The organism is Emticicia aquatilis, assembly GCF_014644295.1.
Lineage (GTDB): Bacteria > Bacteroidota > Bacteroidia > Cytophagales > Spirosomataceae > Emticicia > Emticicia aquatilis.
The window spans coordinates 209,988-234,983 of sequence record NZ_BMKK01000005.1 but is presented as its reverse complement, the minus strand read 5'-3'; the positions used below and the strand labels follow the sequence as shown (position 1 = coordinate 234,983).

Sequence of the window (24,996 nt, the reverse complement as noted above, 5' to 3'; positions counted from 1 at the left end):
TCTCAGTAAACACCTTCAAATGATTTCATTTACGAAGGCTTAGAATTGTTTTGCTCAAATTTTATCAATCTGTTTCTATAAGATTTTATGAAAAAAATATTTACGAAAGGTAGTGGCTTTCTATGGCTCATCGGACTGATGTTTTCGGTCTCGACTTTCGCACAGCAAACCCGAAAAATAACAGGGCAAATCCTTGATGCCGAAACCAATCAAGGTGTAATCGGAGCGAGCATCAGTGCCAACGATGGTAAAAAAACTATCGGAACTGTTTCGGACGAAAAAGGAAACTTTTCATTAATACTTCCCGAAAAAACTCAGCAAATCAATGTTTCATCGGTAGGTTATAAAAGCCAAACGATAGCATTGAATGGCCAAACTCAACTGACAATTTCTTTGCAAAGCGGTGAAGTTTTAAACGAAGTTGTAGTCACAGCCTTAGGTTTAGAGCGTCAGTCGAAAAACTTGGGATATGCCGTGCAGCAGATTGATGCTAAGGAAGTTAGCCGAGTAAAATCAACTAATTTCTTGGATAATTTGGCTGGCCGAGTGGCGGGCGTAACCATCACAGGCGGCTCTACGGGCGTAGGTTCAACCACACGTATAAGCATAAGAGGAGAATCGTCTTTCACAAATGCCAATCCACTATTTGTGGTTGATGGAATTCCGATTAATAACAATACAATAGTAAATAACGTAAACGATGATGCCAACGGCTTCATGGAAGTTGATTTCGGGAACGGAGGTATGGAAGTGAACCCTGATGATATTGAATCGGTTACGGTGCTAAAAGGCCCATCAGCGGCAGCACTTTACGGAACTCGTGCTTCTAATGGAGTTTTGATTATTAAAACAAAATCAGGAGCAAAATCTAAAGGCTTGGGCGTGTCGTTTAATACTTCAAATTATCTCGAAACGCCTTTTCAATTACCTGTTTTTCAGAATTCTTATGGTTTAGGAAATAGCGGGCAATATGCTTACAAAGATGGTCTCGGTGGAGGTATCAACGATAATATCACTTATAGTTTTGGACCAAAATTAAACACTGGGCTTTCGATTCCGCAATATGATAGCCCCGTAACTTTGCCAAACGGACAAACTGTAAGAGCGGGCGATGTGGCCATTCACGGTGGTTTGCCAATCACGCCAACGCCTTTTGTGGCTTACCCGAATAACCTCAAAGATTTCTACGGAACTGGCCGCACTTCAATCAATAATCTGGCCATTTCGGCAGGCAACGAAAAAGGCAATTTCCGCCTTTCAATGACCGATTTGAATAGCCAATCTTATATTCCAGGAGTAGATTTGAAGCGTCGTACAGTTTCTACGGCTCTCAATTTTATGCCAATTTCTAAGCTAAAAATTACCTCAAATATTAGTTATATTAATTCGGGAAGTAGTAATCGTCCTGCTACAAAATATGGTTCTGAAAATATCAACTATGCTTTGGTAGGTTGGTTTGGTCGCTCAAATAATATTGAGCCACTGAAAGATTACTGGCAGCCAGGTTTAGAAAATGTGCAACAGTTTTCATATAACTACACATTTTTTGATAATCCTTATTTTACACTTTACGAAAACCGCAACGCCTTCAATCGTGACAGAGTTTTTGGTAATCTCTCGGCTCGTTATGAATTTACGCCCGAATTATCGCTTTCGGTTCGTACGGGTATGGACTACCAAAACGAAGACCGTACTTTCCGTCGTGCATACAGTTCAAACCGTTTTAAAACTGGTGCTTATGCCGAGCAAAACGTTTTCTATCGTGAAATCAACTCTGATTTCTTGCTGAATTACACCAAAAACTTGGGCAATTTGAGCGTAGATGTCTCGGCTGGTGGTAATAGAATGGACCAAAGAGTGGCTAACGAACAAGTTCAAACGTTATCGCTGGCACAACCTGGAGTTTATGCTTTGTCGAATGCAGCTTCGCCTTTAGAGTATTTTCAAGCGGCAGGCACCAAACGCATCAATAGTTTATATGGAATTGCTAAATTCGGCTTTAAAGATTTCTTGTTTGTAGATATTACTGGTCGTAACGACTGGTCAAGTGCTTTGGCAACTGCTACTTCTTCGGCCAATACTTCATTCTTCTATCCATCAGTTTCGGCAGGTTTAGTGGTTTCAAATTTAGTAAAATTACCAACGGCCATTTCATTCTTGAAACTCCGTGCGAGTTATGCACAAGTTGGAAATGATACCAATCCTTTCCAAACCATCGGAACATTCGTGGCACGTACACCCGTAGGTGGTTTGCCGACTTTTACAGACCAAAACCAAATCTCAAATGCCAACTTGAAGCCCGAAAGCATTAGTTCGACCGAATTTGGTGCCGATGTGCGATTCTTGAATGATAAAATCAAACTTGACGTAACATACTTTAACGCATTAAATAAAAATCAAATTATCTCATTGCCGATTGCCGTTTCTTCGGGTTATGGTCAGCAAAGTATCAATGGCGGAGCAGTTAGAAGCAAAGGTGTTGAAGTTGTACTTGATTTAACGCCAATCCGCACGAATGTTTTTTCTTGGAGAAGTACTTTCAATTTCTCGACTTATCAGAATATCGTAGAGAAATTGCCGATTCCTGGGCAAACTATCACTTTGGCCTACAACAGAATTTATGATAACGTCAATCAAACGGTTTGGTACCAAGTAAAAGAAGGTGGCCGCATGGGCGATATGTACGGAACGGGCTATTTGAAAAATGATAAAGGTGAGTTTATCATTGGAAAAGATGGCCGTTACATTGTTGATAATAACCTCAGAAAGTTGGGTAATTATACACCTGATTTTATGGTAGGTTTCAATAATACTTTGAGTTATAAAAACTTTCAAATGAGTTTCTTGTTCGATTGGCGTCAAGGCGGAAAAGTTGTTTCTCGTACTTTAGCATTGGCCGCAGTTGGTGGACAACTTATCGAAACCGAAGACCGCCCCGAAGCAGGAATTATTGCTAAAGGTGTAGTGAACACGGGAACGGCCGAAAACCCTAATTACCAGCCAAATACTACTGCTGTAAGTGCTGAAACGTATTACAGAATGTATTACGACCGAAACCACGAAGAAAATAACACTTATGATGCTTCATATCTGAAACTCCGTGAGGTACTGATTGGCTACGAATTGCCAAAAGGTTGGTTCAAAAATCGTATTGAGAGCATCAATGTTTCGTTGATTGGCCGTAATCTCTACGCTTTCAGCAAAATACCGCACTTCGACCCTGAGCAGTTTGGTTTTCAAGGACAAAAATTGATGTCGGGCGTAGAAGACATGAGCTACCCAACTACTCGTAGTTTTGGTGTGAAATTGGGCATAACATTCTAAGGTTTTCAAATCATTAAAGACATGAAGAAATTTAATAAATATATCATTGCTATCTTGTTTGTGAGCAGTTTGAGCTGTACGCAAGATTTCGAGAAACTCAACATCAATCCAACTGCCCCAGTTGATGTGCAGCCCGAGCTTTTGCTCCGTAAAGTGCTGTTCGATTTTGCCGACCAAATGTCGTACGAAGGCTTTGTGGCGGGAAATTTATTGGGACAACAGTTCACGGCCATCGACTTTAATTTATTCGACCGCCATAGCTTGACAGAACCACAGTACGGCGGAAATCCGTGGCCATTTTTGTACGAAAATCTACGTGATAATGAGATTTTATTGGCAAAATCAAGAGCAAATGCCGCTTTTGGTGTCTATGAAGGCCCAGCTTTGATTTACAAGGCGTATTTGACAGGTGTTTTGACCGACCTTTATGGCGATGTACCTTACTCAGAGGCCTTGAAGGGAAAAAGTGGAAACGTGACGCCAAAATACGATGCTCAAAGAGACATTTATTTAGGAAAAGATGGAATCATCGATAACCTAAATTCAGCCATTACGGCTATTACGAATTATAAAGGAGCAACACGCTTGCAAGGAGATATTATCTTCAACGGTGACTTGACTAAATGGAGAAGATTTGCTAATTCGTTGAAATTCAAATATTTGATGCGTGCATCAGGCAAAGAGAATGTAGCAGAGCAGTTAAAACAAATTTTTGCTGGCGGAGACTATATCAAAGACGCTACTCAAAATGCGGTTTATGCCTTTACGGCTTCGCAACCTAATAATTTTAGAATGGCAACCGCTCGTATCGGTGACTTTAATTTGTTCATCATGTCGGAAACAATGGACGAAATTCTGACCAAACTCGACGACCCACGCAAACAAGTGTTATTCCGCCCAACGGCCAATAACGCCAATGTTTATAAAGGTTTATTAAATGGGCCAGATGCTTCAAAACTTTCAATCTCGGTCGGAAACTTTTCTTTTTCGGGAAGAATTTTCAGAGAAGATGCAGGGCGTTTGAAGGCTAATTTCTTGACAAGTTTTGAAATGAATTTCTTGCTGGCCGAAGCTGCCGAAAAAGGCTTCATCAGTGTCGATGCTAAGACTTTCTACGAAACAGGCGTAAAACAAGCCTTCGATTATTGGTATTCGGTTTTGCCAGAAAATTACTTAAAAACTGCTCCAGCGGCATACAAAGTGGCAAACGCCAACCCAATTGAGCAGATAATTACGCAAAAATGGATTGCCAACGTCATCAACGGATACGAGGGCTGGAACGAATATCGCCGCACAGGTTTCCCGAAACTTAAAACCATTTCGGCAAGTTTGAATCAGAATCTGATACCTGTTCGTATGCCTTACCCAACCACCGAAGATGCCCTAAACAACGCAAACTTCAAAGCAGCAGCCGAGAAAACTAATAAAAACAGCATCAATTCACCAGTTTGGTGGGATAATTGAGAATGAAAGTTCAAAAATCCCGAAGGGATGATATTATTATAACAAGGGGAATAATCACAGATATTAGGAATCCCGAAGGGATGAAATAATTTTATAATGTCGCTTCGGCGGTCTATAATCCTTTCACTCCTTCGAGATTCGGTTTTCAAAACACACCGTTAAATATAAACCTTATGAGTACACTTACGTGGCAATGGATAATCTTGATAGCGGTCAACGTCGTGCTGTTTTGGGTATCTCCGTGGTCGAATAAAGTCAATGATTTTTTTAGAGGAAGCCACAACGACAAGCCACCGAGTGCCTTTTTGCTCACGAGTAGTTTGGTTATCTGTTGGTTATTTGCCAAATCCATTACCAACGCTGCCGATTTAGGCTATCAGTTTGGGATTGTAGGCGGAGTGGCCTACGCTGGTTATTATTTGTCGTTTTTGGTGGCGGGTGTTATCATTTACCGAATGCGAACCAAAGGGCAATACAAAAGCATTCATCATTTCTTACAGACTAAATACGGCAAAGGGGCTATCATTTTATTCACGATTCTGATAGGTTTCCGATTACTCAACGAAATTTGGTCGAATACCATGATTGTCGGGAGTTATTTTGGCGAAAAAGGTAGTATGCCCTATTTCGCTTCACTGACGGTTTTTACTTTACTCACGCTCGCCTACACACTTAAAGGCGGAATGCGAACTTCTATCATTACTGACCTTATTCAAATGGCATTTTTTGTGCTATTGATGGTTATAATTTTAGGCATTATTATCCCAGAAACCGATGGAGGCATAAAGACATTCGTTCAAAGCGGCGACTGGTCGATGGCTCAAGGAGTTAACCTACTTTTGGTGGCATTGATTCAAGTTTTAAGTTATCCTTTCCACGACCCAATTCTTACCGACCGAGGCTTTATTTCGAGTCCGAAAACCACACTCAAATCTTATCTTTGGGCAACGGTTATCGGGGCAAGTTGTATCATATTGTTTAGTTTTGTAGGCATTTTTGCCAAAATGAGAGGTTTAGAAGCTCCCGCAACCATTGGCGTAGCCAAGTTTTTCGGCACGATTTTGCTTTTGGTTATGAATACCATCATGCTCACATCGGCGGCAGCTACTATTGATTCTACGTTTACTTCAACCGCCAAATTGGTGCATATAGATTTACTCAACGAAAAAGGCATTAGCGTTTCAAAAGCTCGCCTCACTATGATTGCGATTGCTGTTTTTGGTACAATACCGATTTTCTTTAATCCCGAAATATTATCGGCTACAACCATCAGCGGTACTATGGTGATGGGTTTAGCCCCTATATTTGTATTTTGGAATCTCGACGCACCCAAAATTTCATATTTTGCGTCAGTAGTCTTGGGCGTAGTGTTTGGATTTTGGTTAGTTTTTTATCCAGTACCAACGTTTATGCTTTTATCAGAAGGCAAATATGCTGATTTATTGAGCATCAATCTCTTTGGTACGATTGCTTGTTTTATTGTTTTTTTATTACCGATTTTATTCAAGAAAAAAATTGAATCAGCTAACTAAAAATATTGGTCGATTAAGCGGAAAAGTTTTGGTTTTTGGCGGAGTTTATTCCAACTACCAATCTTTGGAAGAACTATATCGAATTGCCCAAGTCGAAGGAATAAAACCCAGCAATATTATTTCTACTGGCGATATTGTGGGCTATTGTGCAGCCCCAAGCGAGTGTTTAGATTTTATAGAAGATTGGAAAATCCACGGGATTCAAGGGAATGTCGAGCAGAATCTTATCAACGGAACGGACGACTGCGGTTGCAATTTTGAGGAAGGCAGTCGCTGTGATATTTTCTCGAAACAATGGTTTCCGTATGCAATGGCGCGAATGACCGAACGAAATATGACTTTTTTAGGGCAATTACCTGAGAAAATCAGTTTTGAGTATGCCGATAAAAAAATTGATGTTATTCACGGTTCTTTCGATAATATCTCTGAATTTATCTTTAAATCAACTGATTGGGCAATAAAAAAACATAATTTCGACCAAACAGATGCCGACGTGATTTTAGCAGGACATTGCGGACTTCCTTTCGCTGATGTGCAAGATGGAAAATATTGGCTCAATGCAGGTGTAATTGGAATGCCCGCCAATGATGGTACAGCAAGAGTTTGGTATTTGATTTTGGACGATGCAGATGGACAGTTTTCGTATAAATTTCACAATTACGAATATGAATCTTTTGAAGCAAACCAACTCATGCTCGAAAACGGTTTGCCATTTTCATATTCTGAAACGCTACTAACAGGAATTTGGGACAATAACGAAATCTTACCCGATGAAGAAACCGCTCTTGAAGGTATTCCGATTGAATTTTGAGTTTTGCAACCATCCAAATAATATCTCGTAGGGCAATTATGAAAATTGCCCTATTTTTGTGCCTTCTCTGTACATAGTCGTACATTTGCAGAATAATATTCGATTTTTATGAACGTGCTTGACCTTATTTTTATCCTTCCACTACTTTATGGGGCTTATCGTGGCTACCAAAAAGGGCTTTTTATCGAAATCATCGGAGTTGCTGCTTTCATTGTTGCTATTGTTATTGGCTTTAAATTTTTGGGTTATGGCATGAATCTCATTGCCCCCGTTATTGGTGAAAGTTTGGCCAATCGTTTTTTACCTTATCTGAGTTTTACAGTAATATTTTTCCCGACTATTTTCTTAATAAACAAAATGGGCTGGATGCTTCGCCGTGCTTTGCGTTTCACGATTTTAGGTACGATTGATGGCTTTGCAGGAGCTTTGGTTGGAGTATTCACTTGGCTTTTCGGAATCAGTACATTTTTGTGGTTGATGTCGAGCATTGATATTAATCTTCCCGAAAAACTCACAAAAGAATCTTTGACTTACCCAGTCATGAAAAAAGTAGCTCCGACCGTTATCTCAAAAGTTTCCGATTGGATTCCGACGGGTGGAAATATGATTAAGGAATGGACGAAAGACAAAGCATAGTATTTTTCTCAATGAAAACTGTGCGGAGGTTTTACGCAGTTTTCAACAACATTCAAACACTCTAATGTACCGATTGTCCTAACTCTTTGAATCTGCTTTCAGCAACTAACTTCACTTGCTGATATTCTGATTTTTTTACTACTTTTTCTATCTCGGAGCGATTGCTATAAGCCTATGAATCATAGGTGTATTCTTCATTTTCAGTGTCTTCATTCTTTAGGAAATACAAAATTGCATAATTTTTATATTTTATTTAACAATTTTTATCTCTCATTTATTTTTCTATTTATTCAAACATAAGTTGTTGAATATCAGTCATTTATGACTGGTGAATTGTATGATTTTATATTTTAAAATAAATTAATAAATAATAGAATATTAATAAAATTTATTCAAAAATTAAAAATTAATTTACAAAAGTTTTATATTTGAACGTTTTTAATGAAATATTTTAATTTAAGAACAATTCAAAATAACCAAGAAAGAAAGGTTGAAGAGCAAAAGTGGTGAGAGGTTTATGGCGAAAAATTAATCAGAAAGGAAATTGACAATTCAGTCAAGCATCCAAGTATTAACCTAAAATGTGTAACTAAGTACTGTTTATATTTTTAATCTAAAACCTTTCTACTCAATGAACAAAAAACTACTTTCACTTATTAGTATGCTCGTGCTAATAAGTACAACAATCTACGCACAGACAATCTCTGGGAGGGTCACTTCCAAGCAAGATGGCCAACCGATGACTGGTGTTTCGGTATCAATTAAAGGCTCAAATGCGGGTACTACCACCGACGATAAAGGTAGCTACTCAATCAAGGCTTCTGCTCAAAGTACGTTAGTGTTTTCGTTTATTGGCTTCAAAACCTCTGAAATTCCAGTAGGGAATCGCTCAACTGTTGATGTTACTTTAGAAGAAGATGCAACTCAGTTGGAGGAGGTAGCCGTAACGGGTTTAGGTATTTCGAAGCAACAAAGAGCATTAGGTTATGCCAGTGTGACTATCAAATCAGATGCCCTTATCAAAACGGCTTCACCAAACTTTGCTTCGGCACTTTATGGTAAAGCCCCTGGTGTACGTATTGCTGCAACACCTGGTGGAGCTACCAGTGCAGTCAATATCACGATTCGTGGTGTAAACTCTATAACAGGCCGAAACCAACCTCTCATTGTGATGGATGGTGTGCCAATTCGTGATGGTGAAGTAAGAAATAATGATTACTGGGGCGACCAACGCCTCAGAGGAAATGGTTTGTTGGATATCAACCCCGAAGATGTTGATAATATCTCAATCCTCAAAGGTGCTTCGGCAGCGGCTTTGTATGGCTCTGAGGCTGTGAATGGCGTTGTATTAATTACCACTAAAAACGGTAAAGGCCGCAAAGGTTTGGGGGTAGATTTCAACACAAGTTATAGTGTTGATAACGTAGCTTATTTGCCAAGATACCAAAATATCAGAGGAGCTGGTGCTCCACTTAACGTAAATAATGCTGGGCAAGACGCCGAAGGTTTTATTTATTATGATACCAATGGCGACGGCGTGAAAGATACGCGTGGAATCTTGAATTTTAGTATCAATTTTGGTCCGAAATTCGATGGAAAGCCAACGATGAGTTGGGATGGCGTTGTGCGTCCGTACGAAGCACAAAAAAATAATTATGGAGGTTTGTATCAACAAGGACAAAATTCAAATATCAATTTAGCGATTTCGCAAGGTAATGAGAACTCAAATCTTCGTTTTTCATTGACTCGCCAAGATAATCAAGGGATAAGTTTAGGAGCGAAAAACACTAAGAATATCGCTAATTTCAATAGTAACTTCAAAATTGGTCAAAAATGGAATACTGACATTATCGTAAATTATATCAATCAATACACACATAATCGCCCATATTCGATTGACCGTATGATTAATAACTTTACGGGTATGATTGGTCGTTTCGATAATGCTGAATGGTATTTAAACAAATACAAAACCAGCAAAGGCTACCGTTTTGTGACTGGTTCTGCACAAAGTCTAACTCCAAACGAAAACATTATCTACAATGGTTTTAAAGGAGATATTGCTGATTACGTATGGCGTTTGAAAGAACACAACCTTGATGAATATAGCAACAGGGTGATTGCAAGCATGACTAACTACTACCAGATTTATAAAGATTTAAAACTTCGTGGTAGAGTATCAACCGATTTTACTTCTGAGAGAGTTGAAAACCGTCAGTCAACTGAAGTGCCTTTGGCATTCAATAACTCAGGTTCTTTCTCACTTGGCTCGAACCTTTATTCAATCGTATATGGTGATGTGTTATTGACTTACACCAAAAAAGTTACACCAAATTTAGAGCTAAATGCAATGGGTGGCTATACTGCTACTAAAGAATTAGCAACAAAAATTGGTCGTGAAACAAGCGTAGGTCTTAGCACTGAAAACTTATTCGATATTGCGGCTTCAATCAATACTCCTGTAAGCAGTTCAAGTCGTTCGAAATTAGCAAAGGATGCCCTTTTAGCTACAATCAATGCTGATTATAAAGGTTATTTATTTTTAGAAGGAACTGTTCGCCGTGACCGTACTTCTACGATGAATCCAAACAACAATACTTTTGTGTATCCTTCGGTTAATTCAAGTTTCGTATTCACTGATGCCTTTACAATGCCAGAAGCATTAAGCTATGGTAAAATCCGTGCTTCATGGGGTATCGTGGGTAATTATCCAGACATTTATAATGCCAATATTGCTTATGACCAAAATACTTTAGGCGTACAAGCAATTGGTGGAAAACCAGTACTTTACACAACAATTCCAACAACTTTTGGGAATGACGGTATCCGTCCAGAACAGAAACGTGAATTTGAATTTGGTTTAGAAACTAAATTCCTCAAAAATAGATTAGGTTTCGACATCTCTTACTATAATGCACAAGTTGTTGACCAAATCTTGCCGCTAACCCTTCCTGCTACTTCGGGTGCTACTTCAGTTTTGACCAATATCGGAACTCTCCGCAATAAAGGTATCGAAGTAGCTATCACAGCCACTCCGTATAGAACTCGTAATTTTATGTGGACCTCTATCCTCAACTTATCAAAAAATACCAACGTTGTAGAAAAATTAGCTAATGGAGCTACTGAATTGCTTCACGCTGACTATGATGGTAATGCGGCTCAACTTCGCTCGGTTGTAGGACAGCCAATGGGTGATTTCTATGCCCACCCGATTGCAACTAATGCTAATGGAGAGAAAATCGTAAATCCTGATGGCTTATACAAAGTGGATGCCGACAAGATGATAAAAGTTGGCAATGCAATGCCAAAAGTTGTAGGTGGTTTTATCAACTCGCTTACTTACAAAGGTATTTCGCTTGACATCGTAACCGACTTCCGTTTTGGTGGATACATCATGCCTACTGGTATCAACTGGATGATTAGTCGTGGTTTGTTAGAAGAGAGTACGAAGTTTATGGATAAAGAAAGTGGTGGCTTGAGTTACTATGTTGCTAACGGAAAGGGTATTCAAACAACGGCTGATAAAGGCCCTAACGGAGAAACGGTTTATCACGATGGTATGCTCATGGAGGGTGTATCGGACAAAGGAGAGAAAAATACAAACGTGATTTCACAAGCCTATTATTACTGGAATACCTATAACTGGGGTGGGCCACAATACAGCTCATCACGCTACGAATTGTACATTCAGAAAAACTCTTACATCAAGCTAAGAGAGCTTACTTTGGGCTATACTTTGCCAGCTAAAGTTGCCAGTAAGATTGGTGCTAAGAGACTCAACGTTTCGGTATTTGGTCGTAACCTATTGTACTTCTACCGTACTATCAAAGATATGGATGCTGAACAAACAACTGCTGGTTCGAGATGGTTTCAAACGCTTACGAATGCAGGTACAAACCCATCGACTCGCACAATGGGTGTAATGCTAAGAGCAAGCTTCTAAGAATGAATGATAATTTGACCATAATTTAAGAAATAAGACAATGAAGAAAATATATTTAATTTTTATGGCAGCTTTAACCTTAGTTGTTTCGGCTTGTCAGAAATCTGATTTTGAAGGAGCTTATCCTGACCCATCAAAAATATCCAATACAACTGTTGAAAAGCAATTTACTGGCTTTTTAAACTCCAATAAATGGTATGTTTTGCCTGATTACGGGAATTACTTCGTAGTACTTCGCACAACTATCAACCGCTATAATCAAGCAGTGGGCTGGGCAAATACTGCTAATCAATATATTCCAGGAGCAGCCAGTATAAATGACCGCTGGAATAACTATTATAACTTTGTGGCTCAGTACCGTGAGTTAGAAAAAGTTTATAGTAAACTAAGTACTACCGACCAAACTGACCGTCGTATTTATATGATTGCTTCAACAATCTATTTCTATGACCATACACAAAAAGTAGTTGATTTGCACGGTGATATTCCGTTGACCGAGGCAGGTAAATTGAGTACAAATGGCGGTAATTATGAGAAATCATACGCTAAGTATGATACTGCCGAAGGTATTTACACGAAAATATTAGATGATTTAAAAGCATTTTCTGATGAATTGAACAGTATTAACGTGCAAAGTGGTATTTTGGCAGGTTTCAAAACACAAGATTTTGTAAACAAAGGCGACCTAACACTTTGGAAAAAATATTGCAATTCATTGCGTTTAAGAATTCTGACGAGAGTTTCGGGTGCATCGGCATTTTCGGCACGTGCTACTTCTGAAATTGCTGATATTTTGAATAATCCAGCAAAATATCCAACTATTACAAGTAACACCGATAATATTCAGATTAATGTATATGATTTGAATACCGACATTCACGCTAAAAACTTCCGTACTGGCTTAGAAGATTGGGATGGTAACATTGCTGGTAAAGCTATGATTGACCACATGAATAAAAACACTGACCCACGCCTAAGAGCGATGTTTGAAGCTGGTGCAAATGCCAAAGGAGTTTACAATGGCTTAGACCCAATGTTAGATGGTCAAGCACAAACAGCCTTGATTGCAGGTGGTACATTGTCCATTTATAACCGCTCGACTTTGAGCCGTAATCAGTTCTTCCCAGGTGTTTTGATAAATGCTGCCGAAGCGAGTTTCTTGGCGGCTGAATATTACTTGAAAGCCAACAACAATGCCGCATCCAAAATGGCTTATGAGAAAGGTATTCGCCAGTCAATAGAGTTTTATTATAATCTAAGAAAACTCAGCAACGATAATACCGCACCTGCATTGACAGCAGTTACCGAAGATGAAATTACGAAGTATTTAGCCAGTGCCGATGTAAACTGGGATAAAGCAACTGATAAACTCAATCTTATTGCTACCCAAAAATGGATTCATTTCAGTGTAGTGCAGCCAGTAGATAGTTGGGCCGAAATCCGTCGTCTGGATTTACCGAAACTTACTTTCCAAGTAGATGATGCTAACGCACAAAAACAACCACCTTTCCGTTGGAGCTACCCATCGAGTGAGCAAACTTATAATTCAACAAATTATAGTTCAGTAAGAACGAAAGATAACCTAAGCACTAAGCTGTTTTGGGATGTAAAGTAGATTTGATTAATAAAAATGATTAAGGATTATTTATTCATGGGCGTGCTATTTTAGTACGCCCATTGATTTTTATAGAAATACCACGCAATTCTTCCACTTGTCTTTAAAGGTTTTGCCTATATATTTGTATTTTCCTCCAATAACTTAATTTCAATAATAGTTTTGGGCAAAAATGAATATGCTCACATAAAAACTTTAATAAAATCTAAGTTTTGGAGACGAACGATTAAATCAAAATCATGGCGATTGATAAAGTAATTAAACTATCAAATGTGCTGATTGAAAAAGAGTCATTCGTTTAAAAACTGACAAACCAAAGAAAATATAAACAGTAATTATGGTGAAGAAAATCAAGCTATTTTTGATGCGTAGCAACATCATCGACCTTGCTACGGGAGTAGTTATCGGTACGGCTTTTCAGAAAATTATTTCGGCAATGATTGATAAAATCTTCATGCCATTTGTGGGAGTTTTGGTTGGTGGTGTCAATCTGAAAGATAGATATGCCGAGGTATTGACCGTAAAAATTGGTTGGGGAGAAGCCCTCCAAGCAACTTTTGATTTTGTGGTAGTTGGTACAATTCTATACTTTTTTCTGAAAGCATTGGGGCAAAATACCGAAGCTAAACCACAAGTAGATGATTTATTAATCGAAATTCGTGATGAACTTAGAAAACTCAACGCCAAAAAGTAGCACAACCGTGTCGGCGACGGTCGGCCGCTGCCGTCCGATTTCTAAATTGTTTTTGTCCAGAACAACTTTGTAAGCTGTCAGTTGGTTAAGAATATGCTGTATAAGAAACAAATTGGAAATCGGTTCGCCGATGAATTTACTTCTCAAATAACCTCGCTAAACGCCCAGCTACAAAGCTAAAAACCAACGAGATTCCGCATCCAGCAAATGTGCCAAACATAGCCATATCGGCACTTACGGGCGTGAAAAGTTTTAAGAAATGTACAATTAGCAAAATTGCTACTTGTATGAGAGCCAATACCCATCCACGGTGTGGCTCTAAGTAGCCAATAATAAAGCTCGATATTGCCAATGCTGACATCATCAAATATGCCCCCGAGCCAATGCTGTGATAAATAATATAAACTACCAAAGCCGTTACGGCCAACGAAATAACAATATGACGTAGAAATTTAGTGTCCATTTTCTAAAAATTTAGACTACAAAGGTAAAAAACTATAAAAATAAACCCCCTCTAATAATCAAAATATTAGAGGGGGTTTGGATTCTCCCCATCGGGGAGTTAGAGGGCTTCTTAATTCTTCCCGCTACCCGAAACCCCACCAGCGGCAGGAGTACCAGGATTAGCCACTTTTTTATCGAAATCGCCCGCTTTTACGATTGAAATCTTCTTAGGGTCGATAAATTTCTTGATAGCTCCGTTTACTTGCTCAGGCGTAAGAGCCTCGACTTTTTTCTCAAAGTCAGCATCGAATGTGAGCGTACGGTCGTAGTACAAGTAGTTGTTCAAGCGACTTGAAAGTTCGTTATCTTGCGAGCGAGAAACACTACGGCTTTGCAACCAACCCGATTTTGCAGCTTTCAATTCGTCGGCGGTAAAGCCTTCGTTTACAACCTTTTCTATTTCTTCATAGAATGCCTTTTCGAGTTTTTCGGCATTTTCTGGAGCATAGATGGCATAAGTCATGAAGCTACCTGACTTATCGAACGGACTTCCCGAAAGATTTGAACCAACACCATAGCTGATACCTTCTTTCTGACGAATCCTAACGGCCAAACGTGAACTCAAAAATCCACCACCGAGCATATAGTTACCCAACAATAATGCAGGATAATCGGCATCGGTTTCTTGTAATGGAAGGTTTTGACCTGCTAAGAAAAGAGCATTGGCTTTATCAGGAGTTTTGATGGCACTATTCGATGGAGAAATCTCTTGGAAAACCGCTTGAATGCGTTTGAATGGTGCTGGTGATTTCCAAGTTCCGAAGTTGGTGCTGATGCTTTTACGCACGGCAGCTTCATCAAAATCTCCAACAACCGACATCGTAGCGGCCGAAGCACCATAGAAATCAGTGTAGAATTTCTTAACGTCATCGAGTTTTACGTTTTTGTTGCTTTCGATGCTTTCTTCAATCGTAGGTACATAACGTACGTCAGATTTCGGATAAGGATTCATCATGCGTTGGAACGCCGTAAATGCCAAAGCCTGTGGGTCGCTTTTCTGAGATTCAACTTGAGCCAAAATTTCTTGTTTCATGGTTTCAAATTCTTTCTCATCAAAAACAGGATTTTTCAAAATGTCATTAACAATCGCCAAAACTTTTGGCAAATTATCTTTGGTTGACTCAATGCTGATACCCACATTGTTGCCACCACCACCGATGTTTACTTGTGATTTGAGCTTATCGAGCGTGTCTTTCAATTGTTGGCGGCTCAATGTTTTGGTGCCTTTGTTCAACATCGAGGCCGTGTATTGTGAAATCGTAGCTTTGTTTTGGAGGCTTTGCTCATCGCCCATGCGTAGCGTGATGTTTGCTCGTACTGAGTTTCCACGAGTCGATTTTGGTAACAAAGCATATTCTAAACCATTTGGCTCTTGTCCACGCTTCGTGCGGCTTTCGATATTGGCTGGCGATGGGTCGAAGGCTTCGCCTTGTGCCACCACTGCACGACCTTTATAGTTTTTCACTAAAGCATCAACATCTGGTGATTCTGGTACTTTCACACGGTCAGGATTTTCTTCTGGAATAAATACCCCAATCGTGCGGTTCGATGGCTTGAAATAATATTTTGCCACACGTTTTACATCATCAACCGTAATTTTTTCGAGGGCATCACGGTAGATGAAAATCAAACGCCAGTCGCCCGCACCCATATACTCGCTCATTTGTAAGCCTACACGCTCACTGTTGCGAAGCGTGAGTTCAAGGCCTTTAAGGGCTTCGTTTTTAGCACGCTCAACGTCTTCTTTCGTAAATTCCATTGTGCCTACGCCATCGAGCATCGTCAGTAATGCTTTCTTGGTTTCATCTAAATTCTTTTCTTTCAAAACACTTAGTCCGAAGTAGAAGAAAGTTGGGTCTTTATTCGTGAATGAATAGGCATAAAGGCTCGAAGCGAGTTTGGTTTCAACTAATGCTTTGTAGAGTTTTCCACCAGGTTGGCTTGTTAAAATCCCCTGCAAAACATCTAAAGCTGGGTAATCTGGGTGGCTATTTGAACAAATATGATAAGCAACACCAATGGCTTGCACATCGCCCACACGACGAAGCGTAACCGAACGCTCGCCATCTTGCACTGGCTCAACTGTGTAAGTTGGTTGTAGCTTGCGAGTTGGGCGAGGAATTCCACCAAAATATTCTTCATTTATCATTTTAAGCACTTTGGCTTCATCAAACTTTCCTGCAACCAACAAAATAGCATTGTCAGGCTGATAATATTTTTTGTAGAAAGCCTGCAAATTATCAATCGGCACTCGTTCGATGTCTTCACGTGAACCAATCGTTGAGTTTCCGTAGTTATGCCACAGATAGGCAGTCGAAATTACTCTTTCACTTAACACACTTTCGGGGTCGTTTTCACCCGATTCAAACTCATTTCTTACTACCGAAAACTCTTTTTCGAGGTCTTCTTTCTTAATAAATGAGTTTATCATGCGGTCAGATTCGAGGTCTAAGGCCCAACGGAGGTTTTCTTCAGTTGAGGCAAAAGTCTCGAAATAATTGGTACGGTCGAGCCATGTAGTACCGTTTGGTCTTGCACCGTGGTCGGTCAATTCTTGCGGAATATTCGGGTGTTTTGGCGAACCTTTAAACACCATGTGTTCGAGCAAGTGAGCCATACCAGTTTCGCCGTAACCTTCGTGGCGAGAACCAACCAAATACGTGATGTTTACGGTAGCCGTTTGCTTAGATGGGTCGGGAAAAAGTAAAACTCGAAGACCATTACCAAGCAAATATTCGGTGATACCTTCAACCGAAGTAACTTTTACTGGAGCAGGAATTGGAGCTTTTTCTTCTACGAGAGCAGTTTTTTGTTTCTTTTTTCGTTTCTTTTTTTCTTTTTTCTGAGCGAACGCATCGCCACCAATCAAGAAAATACCCACAAGCATCATCATGATGAACTGCTTGAGGTTCAGGTTTCGGTAATAGTTTAACATAATTTTTTGTTGGATTAATTGTGCAAATAATAGGCGAGGAGTAAAAAACTACTAACCTGCATTATATAACGAAGAAAATAGTTAGAATGATTAATTACAAATAAAAAATGTTAAAAAGCGTTTAGTGTTGATGAAAGGAGTATTTAGATTTGACAACTTTTTGAAAGTTGTCAAATCTGAGTATTCTGTAATTATATTTGTCTATGCAAAAACTCCTCAAAACATATCTTCGTCGGCTTACCAATCTTACTTCACGGAATCGTTCGTTATTGTTGCTTAATTTACCCCAAGAACAATTTCTTGATTTACACCAACTTGATTTTCTGGATAATAAGCCTTCGTTTGAGTTAATCAACCAACTTATTGCTCAAAAATCGCAAATTTCGCTTTGTGATGTGATGGATAGTCGTTTAGAAAAAGTAAACGAAACGAGTAAAATTCTTAGAAAAATAGCCCGAACCGAAGCATTTATTGAGCAAGAACGTGGGGCGGAGGATTTGTATGTGGGTTATCCGTTTGTTAAAGGAAAGCTTTCAGATGGCACGGTGGTGCGTTGTCCGCTGTTATTTTTTCCAGTAACACTCAAAAACAGTGGCGATGGTAAAAAATGGTTACTCGAAAGACGTGAAGAAAGCATTAGCTTAAATCGTAGTTTTTTGCTGGCTTATTCACACTTTAATCAGATAAAAATCAACGATGATTTGCTCGAAACTTCGTTTGATGATTTTAGTAAAGAAAGCCTTGTTTTCAGAACTCAATTGTATGAATTATTGAAAAATAGCCCCGTTGAAATTAATTTTAATCAAGATAATTTTACGGAACAACTCACTGATTTTCAGAAGTTTACAAAATCAGATTTAGAACAACTCGAACGCAACGGCGAACTCAAACTTTTTCCGCAAGCAGTTTTGGGTATTTTCCCGCAGGCGGGTTCTTATTTGGTGCCTGATTATGAGAGATTGTTAGAAGATACAAATAATAATAATAATATAAATTCGGAAGAATTATTTAGAATAGATGCTTCCGAAACAACGATTGTAAAAGAAGAAAGTTCTTTCCTACCTTTCTCCATTGATGCTTCGCAAGAGCTTGCTATTCAGCAAGTTAAGTCAGGTCAGTCGTTAGTTGTACAAGGCCCGCCAGGAACTGGAAAATCTCAGTTGATAGCTAATTTGGTGGCAGATTTTACTTCAAGAGGCAAGAAAGTATTAGTCGTTTGTCAAAAACGTGTAGCACTCGATACTGTTTATCAGCGATTGGAAAACGCCCAAATGACCGATTTTGTGGCGTTGATTCATGATTTCAAGAATGACAGAAAATCGCTTTTTGAGAAAATTACGAATCAGATTGAGCGAGTTGAAGAATATCAAAAGAAGAATAAAAGCCTTGATGCGATTTTTCTGGAGAGAAATTTTACACAAACCAGCCGCCGAATTGATAAACTTTCGGAAGAGTTGCAAGTCTTCAAAAATGCCCTTTTTGATGAGTCAATCTGCGGAATGTCGGTCAAAGAATTGTATCTGACAAGTAGTGCCGAAAAGCCGTGTATCGAACTTGGAGATAAGTATAAAGTTTTTACTTTCAATGATTTAACTGATTTTGAGAGTCGATTAAAACGTTATTTTCAGTATGAACAAAAGTTGCAATCAAGCGAAGGCTATGAGTTTTGGAAAAACCGAGTTTCGTTTGCTAATTTTACTTTTGCCGATGTCCCAAAAATCAAAAATGTCATTGTCGAAGTAGCCGATTTCCAGACAAAAAACTTTACTCGTTTTTCAATTACCGAACTAAATAATCTTGATGAAAACGTAGTACAACAATTCTCCGAATTGTTCGAAAATGAAGAAGTCATCGAGATTTTTGAAGCAATAAAAAGCGAGAAAAAATACTTAGTAAACCGACAATTTGACCTAAAGAAAATCAGTACCGAAATAAACCATCTGACCAACCAAAATTGGATAGAAACTACCTTGCCAACTGAGCTTCTTTTACACAGAAAAAGCCAAGTTGAGCAAGCATGGACGGCCAGTAAATCGGGTTTGAGTTGGTTTAGTTGGAAGTTATTTTCTAAAGACAAGAAAGAGGTCGAACAACTGCTTTTTCAGAATCGCTTATCATTGCAAAGTGCTGATTTAGAATTGCTTGTCGATAAAATAAATAATAGAATTACCTTCGAGAACTTGAAAGATAAACTGGCAAAAAAAGAGATTTATATTGATGCAAAAGAAGATACCGAATCAATCTTACAAACTTTGAAAAATTATATTTTAGCCAATGATGCTTTTGCTCTTTATACGGCCAATAATTTTCTTCAAAACGACGACTTTTCTCTAAAATATTACGCAGATTTAAGACAAACCATCAAAGAAGTAAAGCAAAAACTGCCTCAATGGAAGGTGTTTTTGAGTAATTGGCAGATAGCCCCACCCAACCCTCCCCGATGGGGAGGACTTTTGAATTCCCCCCTCTCCATTGGGACGGCAGCCGTTGCTGAGGGGTTGTGGGTGGGGCTACTCTTTGACTACATACAAGAAGCTGATAGTCTTAAAAACTCTTTTAGCCATACCGAACTTGAGATTATTGAAAAACTGACAGAAAACCCCGATTATGCGACCGAAGTTTTTCAGAATTCTTTGCGTTTGGCTTGGATTCAGCATATTGAGACACTTTACCCGATTTTGCGAAGTGTGAGTTCACTCAAAATGCAGCAAATGGAAGATGAATTGCAAGAAAGTGTTTTGCAAAAACAAGCTTTGAGTCAAGAGATTGTGCTACTTAAATTACGTGAGCAAACGTATAAAGACTTACTAATCAATCGCTTACAAAACGTAGTTACTTACCGAGAGCTGCATCATCAGACTACTAAAAAACGAAAGTTATGGTCGGTTAGAAAAGTTTTGGAGGCGTATTCTGATGAGCTTTTTAAACTCATTCCGTGCTGGATGGCATCGCCCGAATCGGTTTCGGCGATGTTTGAAATGAAAGAAGGCTTATTCGATTTAGTGATTTTCGATGAGGCTTCTCAGTGCTTTGCCGAGTACGGTATTCCTGCCATTTATAGAGGAAAACAGATTGTGGTAGCGGGCGATTCGAAGCAGCTTCAACCCAATGATTTATACCAGATTCGCTACGAAGAAGATTTGACTGACGAAGAACCGATTCTGGAGATAGATTCGCTGCTCGATTTCGCTGCTCAATATTTGCCACAGGCTTCATTGATGGGTCATTATCGCAGTCAATCGCTTGATTTGATTGGTTTTTCTAATCAGTTTTTCTATAAAAATTCTTTGCGTTTATTGCCTCATTATGAGCAAATTAGCCTTAATCAACCTGCCATAAATTATATAAAAGTGGAAGGCATTTGGGAGAAAAATACTAACGAGCGTGAAGCTCAAAAAGTGGTAGAGTTGGTGGCCGAACTACAACGAACTTCCCCCGAAAAAAGCATTGGCGTTGTGACTTTCAATCATAAACAAGCAGATTTGATAGAGTTGAGAATTATGAATTCTGAGTTTAGAGTTGAGGAAAAAATATTTAGCCAAATTTCAGTAAAAAACATTGAAAATATACAGGGAGATGAATTTGATATTGTGATTTTTTCGGTGGGATATGCTCCCGATGTCAATGGTCGATTATTGATGAATTTTGGTAGTTTGAATCAAACTGGGGGTGAAAATAGGCTTAATGTGGCAGTTACTCGTGCGAGAGAAAAAATCTATGTAGTGTGTAGTATTTTGCCTGTCCAACTCAATGTTGAAAACGCCCAAAATGAAGGTCCGAAATTACTAAAAAAATATTTGGAGTACGCTCTTGAAGTATCGAATGGTGAGTTCCTGCACGAGCCAAATTTACCCGAAAGTTTCCGAATTGATTGGTTTTTGAAAGAACAATTGAAAAATCGTAATAGCCAGTATATCAGCGAATTACCTTTTGCAGATTTGACCGTAAAAGCTGCTACTGGAAAATATGATTCTTTGATTTTGACTGATGATGATTTGTATTTTGATGGCATTTCTCCGAAAGAATCTCACGCTTATTTACCCATGAATCTCCGAGCCAAAGGCTGGAAATTTGAGCGTATTTGGAGTCGGAATTTTTAGAAGGAAATAAAAGGAAGGCTTCGGACTGGGCGTCCCCCTCAAAGCGAAGCCTTCCTTAATGTTACGCCTTCACTTCTTTCTTTTCAGGAATCAAAATCGAAGCAAGAATACTGGTTGCCAAGATTCCTACAATCACTATTAATGAGTGTGTATTCGTAAAGCCAAGGCCTTCCATTTGGTGGTGAAGAAGCATTTTTGCCCCGATAAAAGTCAGCAAAACGCCCAATCCCAGAGGTAAATATCGGAAAAGACCCATGATGCTCGATAGGAAAAAGAACATCGAACGAAGCCCCATAATGGCAAAAACATTCGAGAAAAATACGATGTAAGGGTCTTTCGTAATTGAGAAAATTGCTGGGATAGAATCAACCGCAAAAACCACATCTGTACCCGCAATAACGAGCATCACCAAGAAAAGCGGCGTGATATACCATTTCTTATATCTTTTGTGATAAATCAAGAAATTATCGGTTACGTTTCTTTTGTAAACGTTGAAGATTTTCGAGGCAACTTTCACCACTGGGTGGTTTGCAGGTTCGATTTTCTCTTCTTCCTCTTCTTTATTAAAAAATATTTTCAGTCCAGTATAAACCAAAAATCCACCGAAAATATAAAGAATCCACTCGAACTCTTGAATCAAGGCCGCCCCGATAAAAATAAAGATAAAACGCAGTACGATTGAGCCAAGAATACCCCAAACTAATACTTTTTTATAGAATTTTTCGTGAACACCAAATGAACTAAAAATCAAGATAAACACAAAAATATTATCAACCGAAAGTGAATATTCGGTCAGATAACCCGTCAGGTAATCAATAGCCATGCTATTTTCAAAGGCTTGCAGGGCGGCATTGAAATCGGTCGGAAGTTTTAGTTTGTCATAGTATTTCAGTCTGACTGATTCAAGGTGCGAAGCATCGCTAATATCGTGAATCAGATAGCCGTATTGACGTAAGAAGAAGAAAAAACCGATGGCCAAAGCCACCCAAACGGCACTCCAAAGCCCCGCTTCTTTGAAACTTACTTTGTGGCTGCTCGATTTACTGAAAGCCCCCAAATCGAAAGCCATTACTAAACCCACGAAAATCGAGAAACAGATGAAAAATATTGTTTCGTTTGAAAAAGTCATAAAAGGAAAATTTAAAATAATTATTGCTTAAAATCTTGGCACTTTGTTTGTTTGTTGGTTATTTGTTATTGGAGAACTGGTTATTGGTGTATGACAATCTTCATTGTAAAGTTATATTCCAAATTTAATAAATAAGTTTTTTTACCTGTAAGTATTCTCCTAATAACCAGTAACTAATAACCAATTACCCAATCATAGATTTGCAATTCAAGAGAAACATGCTGTATTTTGTAACAAAGTTTCAATAGAATTGATTTGCAAAATTGCACCGAAAACTCGAATAATTCATGTATAATGGTAAAAAAGTAGTCATCGTTATGCCAGCGTATCGTGCATCGCTAACGCTTGAACGTACTTACAAAGAAATCCCTTTTGATATTGTTGACGAAGTAATCTTGGTTGATGATTATAGTCCCGATAACACTGCCGAAGTGGCTAAAAGTATTGGTATTCAGCACGTTATTCGCCATGATGTAAATAAAGGCTATGGTGGTAACCAAAAAACTTGCTATACAAAAGCCCTCGAAATTGGGGCCGATATTGTGGTGATGGTTCACCCCGATTACCAATACACTCCGAAGCTAATCAGAGCAATGGTGAGTATCATCGGTGAAGATTTATATCCTGTTGTTTTTGGTTCGAGAATCTTGGGCAAAGGTGCTTTAAAGGGCGGAATGCCACTTTATAAATACATCGCAAACCGTTTCCTAACGCTCACACAAAATATTTTGATGAGTCAAAAACTCTCAGAATATCACACGGGCTACCGTGCATTCTCACGTGAAGTATTGCAGAATGTGCCATTCAAAAAATGCGACGATGATTTTATTTTTGATAATGAAATGATTGCCCAAATCTTCGCAAAAGGCTACGAAATTGCCGAAGTTACTTGCCCGACCAAATATTTCGATGAGGCATCTTCTATCAATTTTATGCGTAGCTCAAAATACGGTTTGGGGGTACTTAGAGTATCATTTCGTTATTTCTTGAATAATCTTGGTATTTTTAAATGGGATTTGTTGAAGTAATTTCGATATAGTTTTTCTAAGGAAGTCTTCGCTTTGAGCGAAGACTTCCTTTTTTTCATTAACTTTGAATTTTAATCAACGAAAGTTAAAATGTCAGTTATTATTTCTCCAATTTCCGAAAGTTTAAAAACTTTTCTCGAAACAAAAAGTTATTCTAAAATCATTGTCTTGACCGATACAAATACCAAGCGTTTTTGTTATCCAGTTATCAAAGATTCTTTGCCGAAGCATACGCTTATTACCGTAAAACATGGCGAAGAAAACAAAAACCTTCAAACTTGCGAGCAGATTTGGTCGGCCATGACCGAAGCACAGCTCGACCGTCATGCTTTGATGATTAACTTGGGTGGAGGAGTAATCGGCGATATGGGTGGTTTTTGTGCCGCAACATACAAGCGTGGCATTGATTTTATTCAGATTCCTACCACTTTGCTTTCGCAAGTTGATGCCAGTGTAGGAGGAAAGTTAGGTATTGATTTTCAAGGTTTTAAGAATCATTTAGGCGTATTTACTCTACCTAATGCAGTTTTAATTGACCCTGTTTTCTTGGAAACACTCTCGGAAAGAGAAAAACGCTCAGGTTTTGCCGAAATTTTGAAACATTGCTTGATTCAAGACGGAGAAAAATGGCAAGAAATCAGAAGAAAAGATTTAGCCGACCAAGATTTGCCCGATTTGATTGCTCATTCGGTTGAAATCAAGAAAAAAGTGGTCGAACAAGACCCAACCGAGAAAGGTTTACGCAAAATTTTAAACTTTGGGCATACGCTCGGACACGCCATTGAGACGTTTTTTCTGCATCAAGGAAAAAAAAGATTGTTTCATGGTGAAGCAATTGCAACCGGAATGGTCTGCGAGTCGTATATAGCTTATGAACGAGGTTTGATTGATGAACGAACGCTCGAACAAGTAGAAGAATTCATATTTTCGATTTACGGAAAAGTAGATATTGCAGAAGCCGATTTCGATACAATTATTGGGCTGACGCTTCAAGACAAGAAAAATAAAGGTAAGGAAGTCCGTTTTTCGTTAATAAATGCCGCAGGAAGTTGCTTATATGATATAGTGGTGAGTAAAAATGAGATGAAAAAAGCCTTAGAATACTACAAAGGTTAGAAAATGAGATGAGGGCAGACAATAGCTGAAGGGTTGCTACCTAAAAATGTGTTTGCAAGAAAGGCGAGATAAAGCAACAAAAACTTGATTTTTTAGAAACAATTAATTAGTTTTGAATATACTGCAATGGTTAGATGCTTTCCATCGGAATATTTATAAATAGTT

The 24,996-nt window shown here is 38.7% G+C and carries 14 protein-coding genes; 11 read left to right on the top strand and 3 right to left on the bottom strand.

The window, feature by feature from the left end; all coding sequences use genetic code 11:
* Window positions 1–87: 87 nt before the first annotated feature.
* From IEX65_RS13510 to mscL, 8 genes are all read left to right on the top strand, one after another.
* Complete coding sequence (locus IEX65_RS13510; RefSeq protein WP_229250672.1) at window positions 88–3,324, top strand: SusC/RagA family TonB-linked outer membrane protein; 3,237 nt, start codon at window positions 88–90, stop codon at window positions 3,322–3,324.
* A 21-nt stretch (window positions 3,325–3,345) separates the two neighbouring features.
* Window positions 3,346–4,788: a SusD/RagB family nutrient-binding outer membrane lipoprotein gene (locus IEX65_RS13505; RefSeq protein ID WP_188766611.1), complete on the top strand. Its 1,443-nt coding sequence runs from the start codon at window positions 3,346–3,348 to the stop codon at window positions 4,786–4,788.
* Window positions 4,789–4,961: 173 nt separating this feature from the next.
* Window positions 4,962–6,320 (top strand): SLC5/6 family protein, encoded by a 1,359-nt coding sequence (locus IEX65_RS13500; RefSeq protein WP_188766610.1) that lies wholly within the window; start codon window positions 4,962–4,964, stop codon window positions 6,318–6,320.
* Window positions 6,304–7,131, top strand: a complete 828-nt coding sequence (locus tag IEX65_RS13495; protein WP_188766609.1) for a metallophosphoesterase family protein — start codon at window positions 6,304–6,306, stop codon at window positions 7,129–7,131. The genes IEX65_RS13500 and IEX65_RS13495 overlap by 17 nt, the downstream gene beginning before the upstream one ends.
* A 108-nt stretch (window positions 7,132–7,239) precedes the next feature.
* Window positions 7,240–7,767: a CvpA family protein gene (locus tag IEX65_RS13490; RefSeq protein ID WP_188766608.1), complete on the top strand. Its 528-nt coding sequence runs from the start codon at window positions 7,240–7,242 to the stop codon at window positions 7,765–7,767.
* Window positions 7,768–8,398: 631 nt separating this feature from the next.
* A complete protein-coding gene (locus IEX65_RS13485) occupies window positions 8,399–11,710 on the top strand; it encodes a SusC/RagA family TonB-linked outer membrane protein (protein WP_188766607.1) in 3,312 nt (1,103 codons plus the stop codon).
* A gap of 40 nt (window positions 11,711–11,750) precedes the next feature.
* Window positions 11,751–13,325 carry a SusD/RagB family nutrient-binding outer membrane lipoprotein gene (locus IEX65_RS13480; protein WP_188766606.1) on the top strand — a complete coding sequence of 525 codons (1,575 nt, stop codon included), beginning with the start codon at window positions 11,751–11,753 and terminating at the stop codon, window positions 13,323–13,325.
* Between the two features lie 337 nt (window positions 13,326–13,662).
* Complete coding sequence (mscL, locus tag IEX65_RS13475; RefSeq protein WP_188766605.1) at window positions 13,663–14,019, top strand: large conductance mechanosensitive channel protein MscL; 357 nt, start codon at window positions 13,663–13,665, stop codon at window positions 14,017–14,019.
* Between the two features lie 136 nt (window positions 14,020–14,155).
* Here mscL and IEX65_RS13470 read toward each other — a convergent pair whose 3' ends face one another.
* Together IEX65_RS13470 and IEX65_RS13465 are read right to left on the bottom strand one after the other, a co-directional pair.
* A complete protein-coding gene (locus IEX65_RS13470; RefSeq protein ID WP_188766604.1) occupies window positions 14,156–14,482 on the bottom strand; it encodes a hypothetical protein in 327 nt (108 codons plus the stop codon).
* 111 nt (window positions 14,483–14,593) lie between these two features.
* Complete coding sequence (locus IEX65_RS13465) at window positions 14,594–17,458, bottom strand: M16 family metallopeptidase (protein WP_188766603.1); 2,865 nt, start codon at window positions 17,456–17,458, stop codon at window positions 14,594–14,596.
* A gap of 203 nt (window positions 17,459–17,661) precedes the next feature.
* Here IEX65_RS13465 and IEX65_RS13460 point away from each other — a divergent pair, with 203 nt between their 5' ends.
* Entirely contained in the window at window positions 17,662–21,558 is a 3,897-nt protein-coding gene (locus IEX65_RS13460; protein ID WP_188766602.1) for an AAA domain-containing protein, read from the top strand.
* 61 nt (window positions 21,559–21,619) lie between these two features.
* Here IEX65_RS13460 and IEX65_RS13455 read toward each other — a convergent pair whose 3' ends face one another.
* On the bottom strand, window positions 21,620–22,687 hold the full coding sequence (locus tag IEX65_RS13455) for a TerC/Alx family metal homeostasis membrane protein (protein ID WP_188766601.1): 1,068 nt from the start codon (window positions 22,685–22,687) through the stop codon (window positions 21,620–21,622).
* A 287-nt stretch (window positions 22,688–22,974) separates the two neighbouring features.
* Here IEX65_RS13455 and IEX65_RS13450 point away from each other — a divergent pair, with 287 nt between their 5' ends.
* Entirely contained in the window at window positions 22,975–23,715 is a 741-nt protein-coding gene (locus IEX65_RS13450; RefSeq protein ID WP_188766600.1) for a glycosyltransferase family 2 protein, read from the top strand.
* A 90-nt stretch (window positions 23,716–23,805) separates the two neighbouring features.
* Window positions 23,806–24,831, top strand: a complete 1,026-nt coding sequence (aroB, locus tag IEX65_RS13445; RefSeq protein WP_188766599.1) for a 3-dehydroquinate synthase — start codon at window positions 23,806–23,808, stop codon at window positions 24,829–24,831.
* Window positions 24,832–24,996 lie beyond the last annotated feature (165 nt).

Bases quoted from the DNA above. Each gene is read 5' to 3' on its own strand.
- IEX65_RS13510 (WP_229250672.1), top strand. From the start codon at position 88: ATGAAAAAAATATTTACGAAAGGTAGTGGCTTTCTATGGCTCATCGGA.
- IEX65_RS13500 (WP_188766610.1), top strand. From the start codon at position 4,962: ATGAGTACACTTACGTGGCAATGGATAATCTTGATAGCGGTCAACGTC.
- IEX65_RS13465 (WP_188766603.1), bottom strand. From the start codon at position 17,458: ATGTTAAACTATTACCGAAACCTGAACCTCAAGCAGTTCATCATGATG.
- IEX65_RS13455 (WP_188766601.1), bottom strand. From the start codon at position 22,687: ATGACTTTTTCAAACGAAACAATATTTTTCATCTGTTTCTCGATTTTC.
- IEX65_RS13485 (WP_188766607.1), top strand. From the start codon at position 8,399: ATGAACAAAAAACTACTTTCACTTATTAGTATGCTCGTGCTAATAAGT.
- mscL (WP_188766605.1), top strand. From the start codon at position 13,663: ATGGTGAAGAAAATCAAGCTATTTTTGATGCGTAGCAACATCATCGAC.
- IEX65_RS13460 (WP_188766602.1), top strand. From the start codon at position 17,662: ATGCAAAAACTCCTCAAAACATATCTTCGTCGGCTTACCAATCTTACT.
- aroB (WP_188766599.1), top strand. From the start codon at position 23,806: ATGTCAGTTATTATTTCTCCAATTTCCGAAAGTTTAAAAACTTTTCTC.
- IEX65_RS13450 (WP_188766600.1), top strand. From the start codon at position 22,975: ATGTATAATGGTAAAAAAGTAGTCATCGTTATGCCAGCGTATCGTGCA.
- IEX65_RS13480 (WP_188766606.1), top strand. From the start codon at position 11,751: ATGAAGAAAATATATTTAATTTTTATGGCAGCTTTAACCTTAGTTGTT.
- IEX65_RS13490 (WP_188766608.1), top strand. From the start codon at position 7,240: ATGAACGTGCTTGACCTTATTTTTATCCTTCCACTACTTTATGGGGCT.
- IEX65_RS13505 (WP_188766611.1), top strand. From the start codon at position 3,346: ATGAAGAAATTTAATAAATATATCATTGCTATCTTGTTTGTGAGCAGT.
- IEX65_RS13470 (WP_188766604.1), bottom strand. From the start codon at position 14,482: ATGGACACTAAATTTCTACGTCATATTGTTATTTCGTTGGCCGTAACG.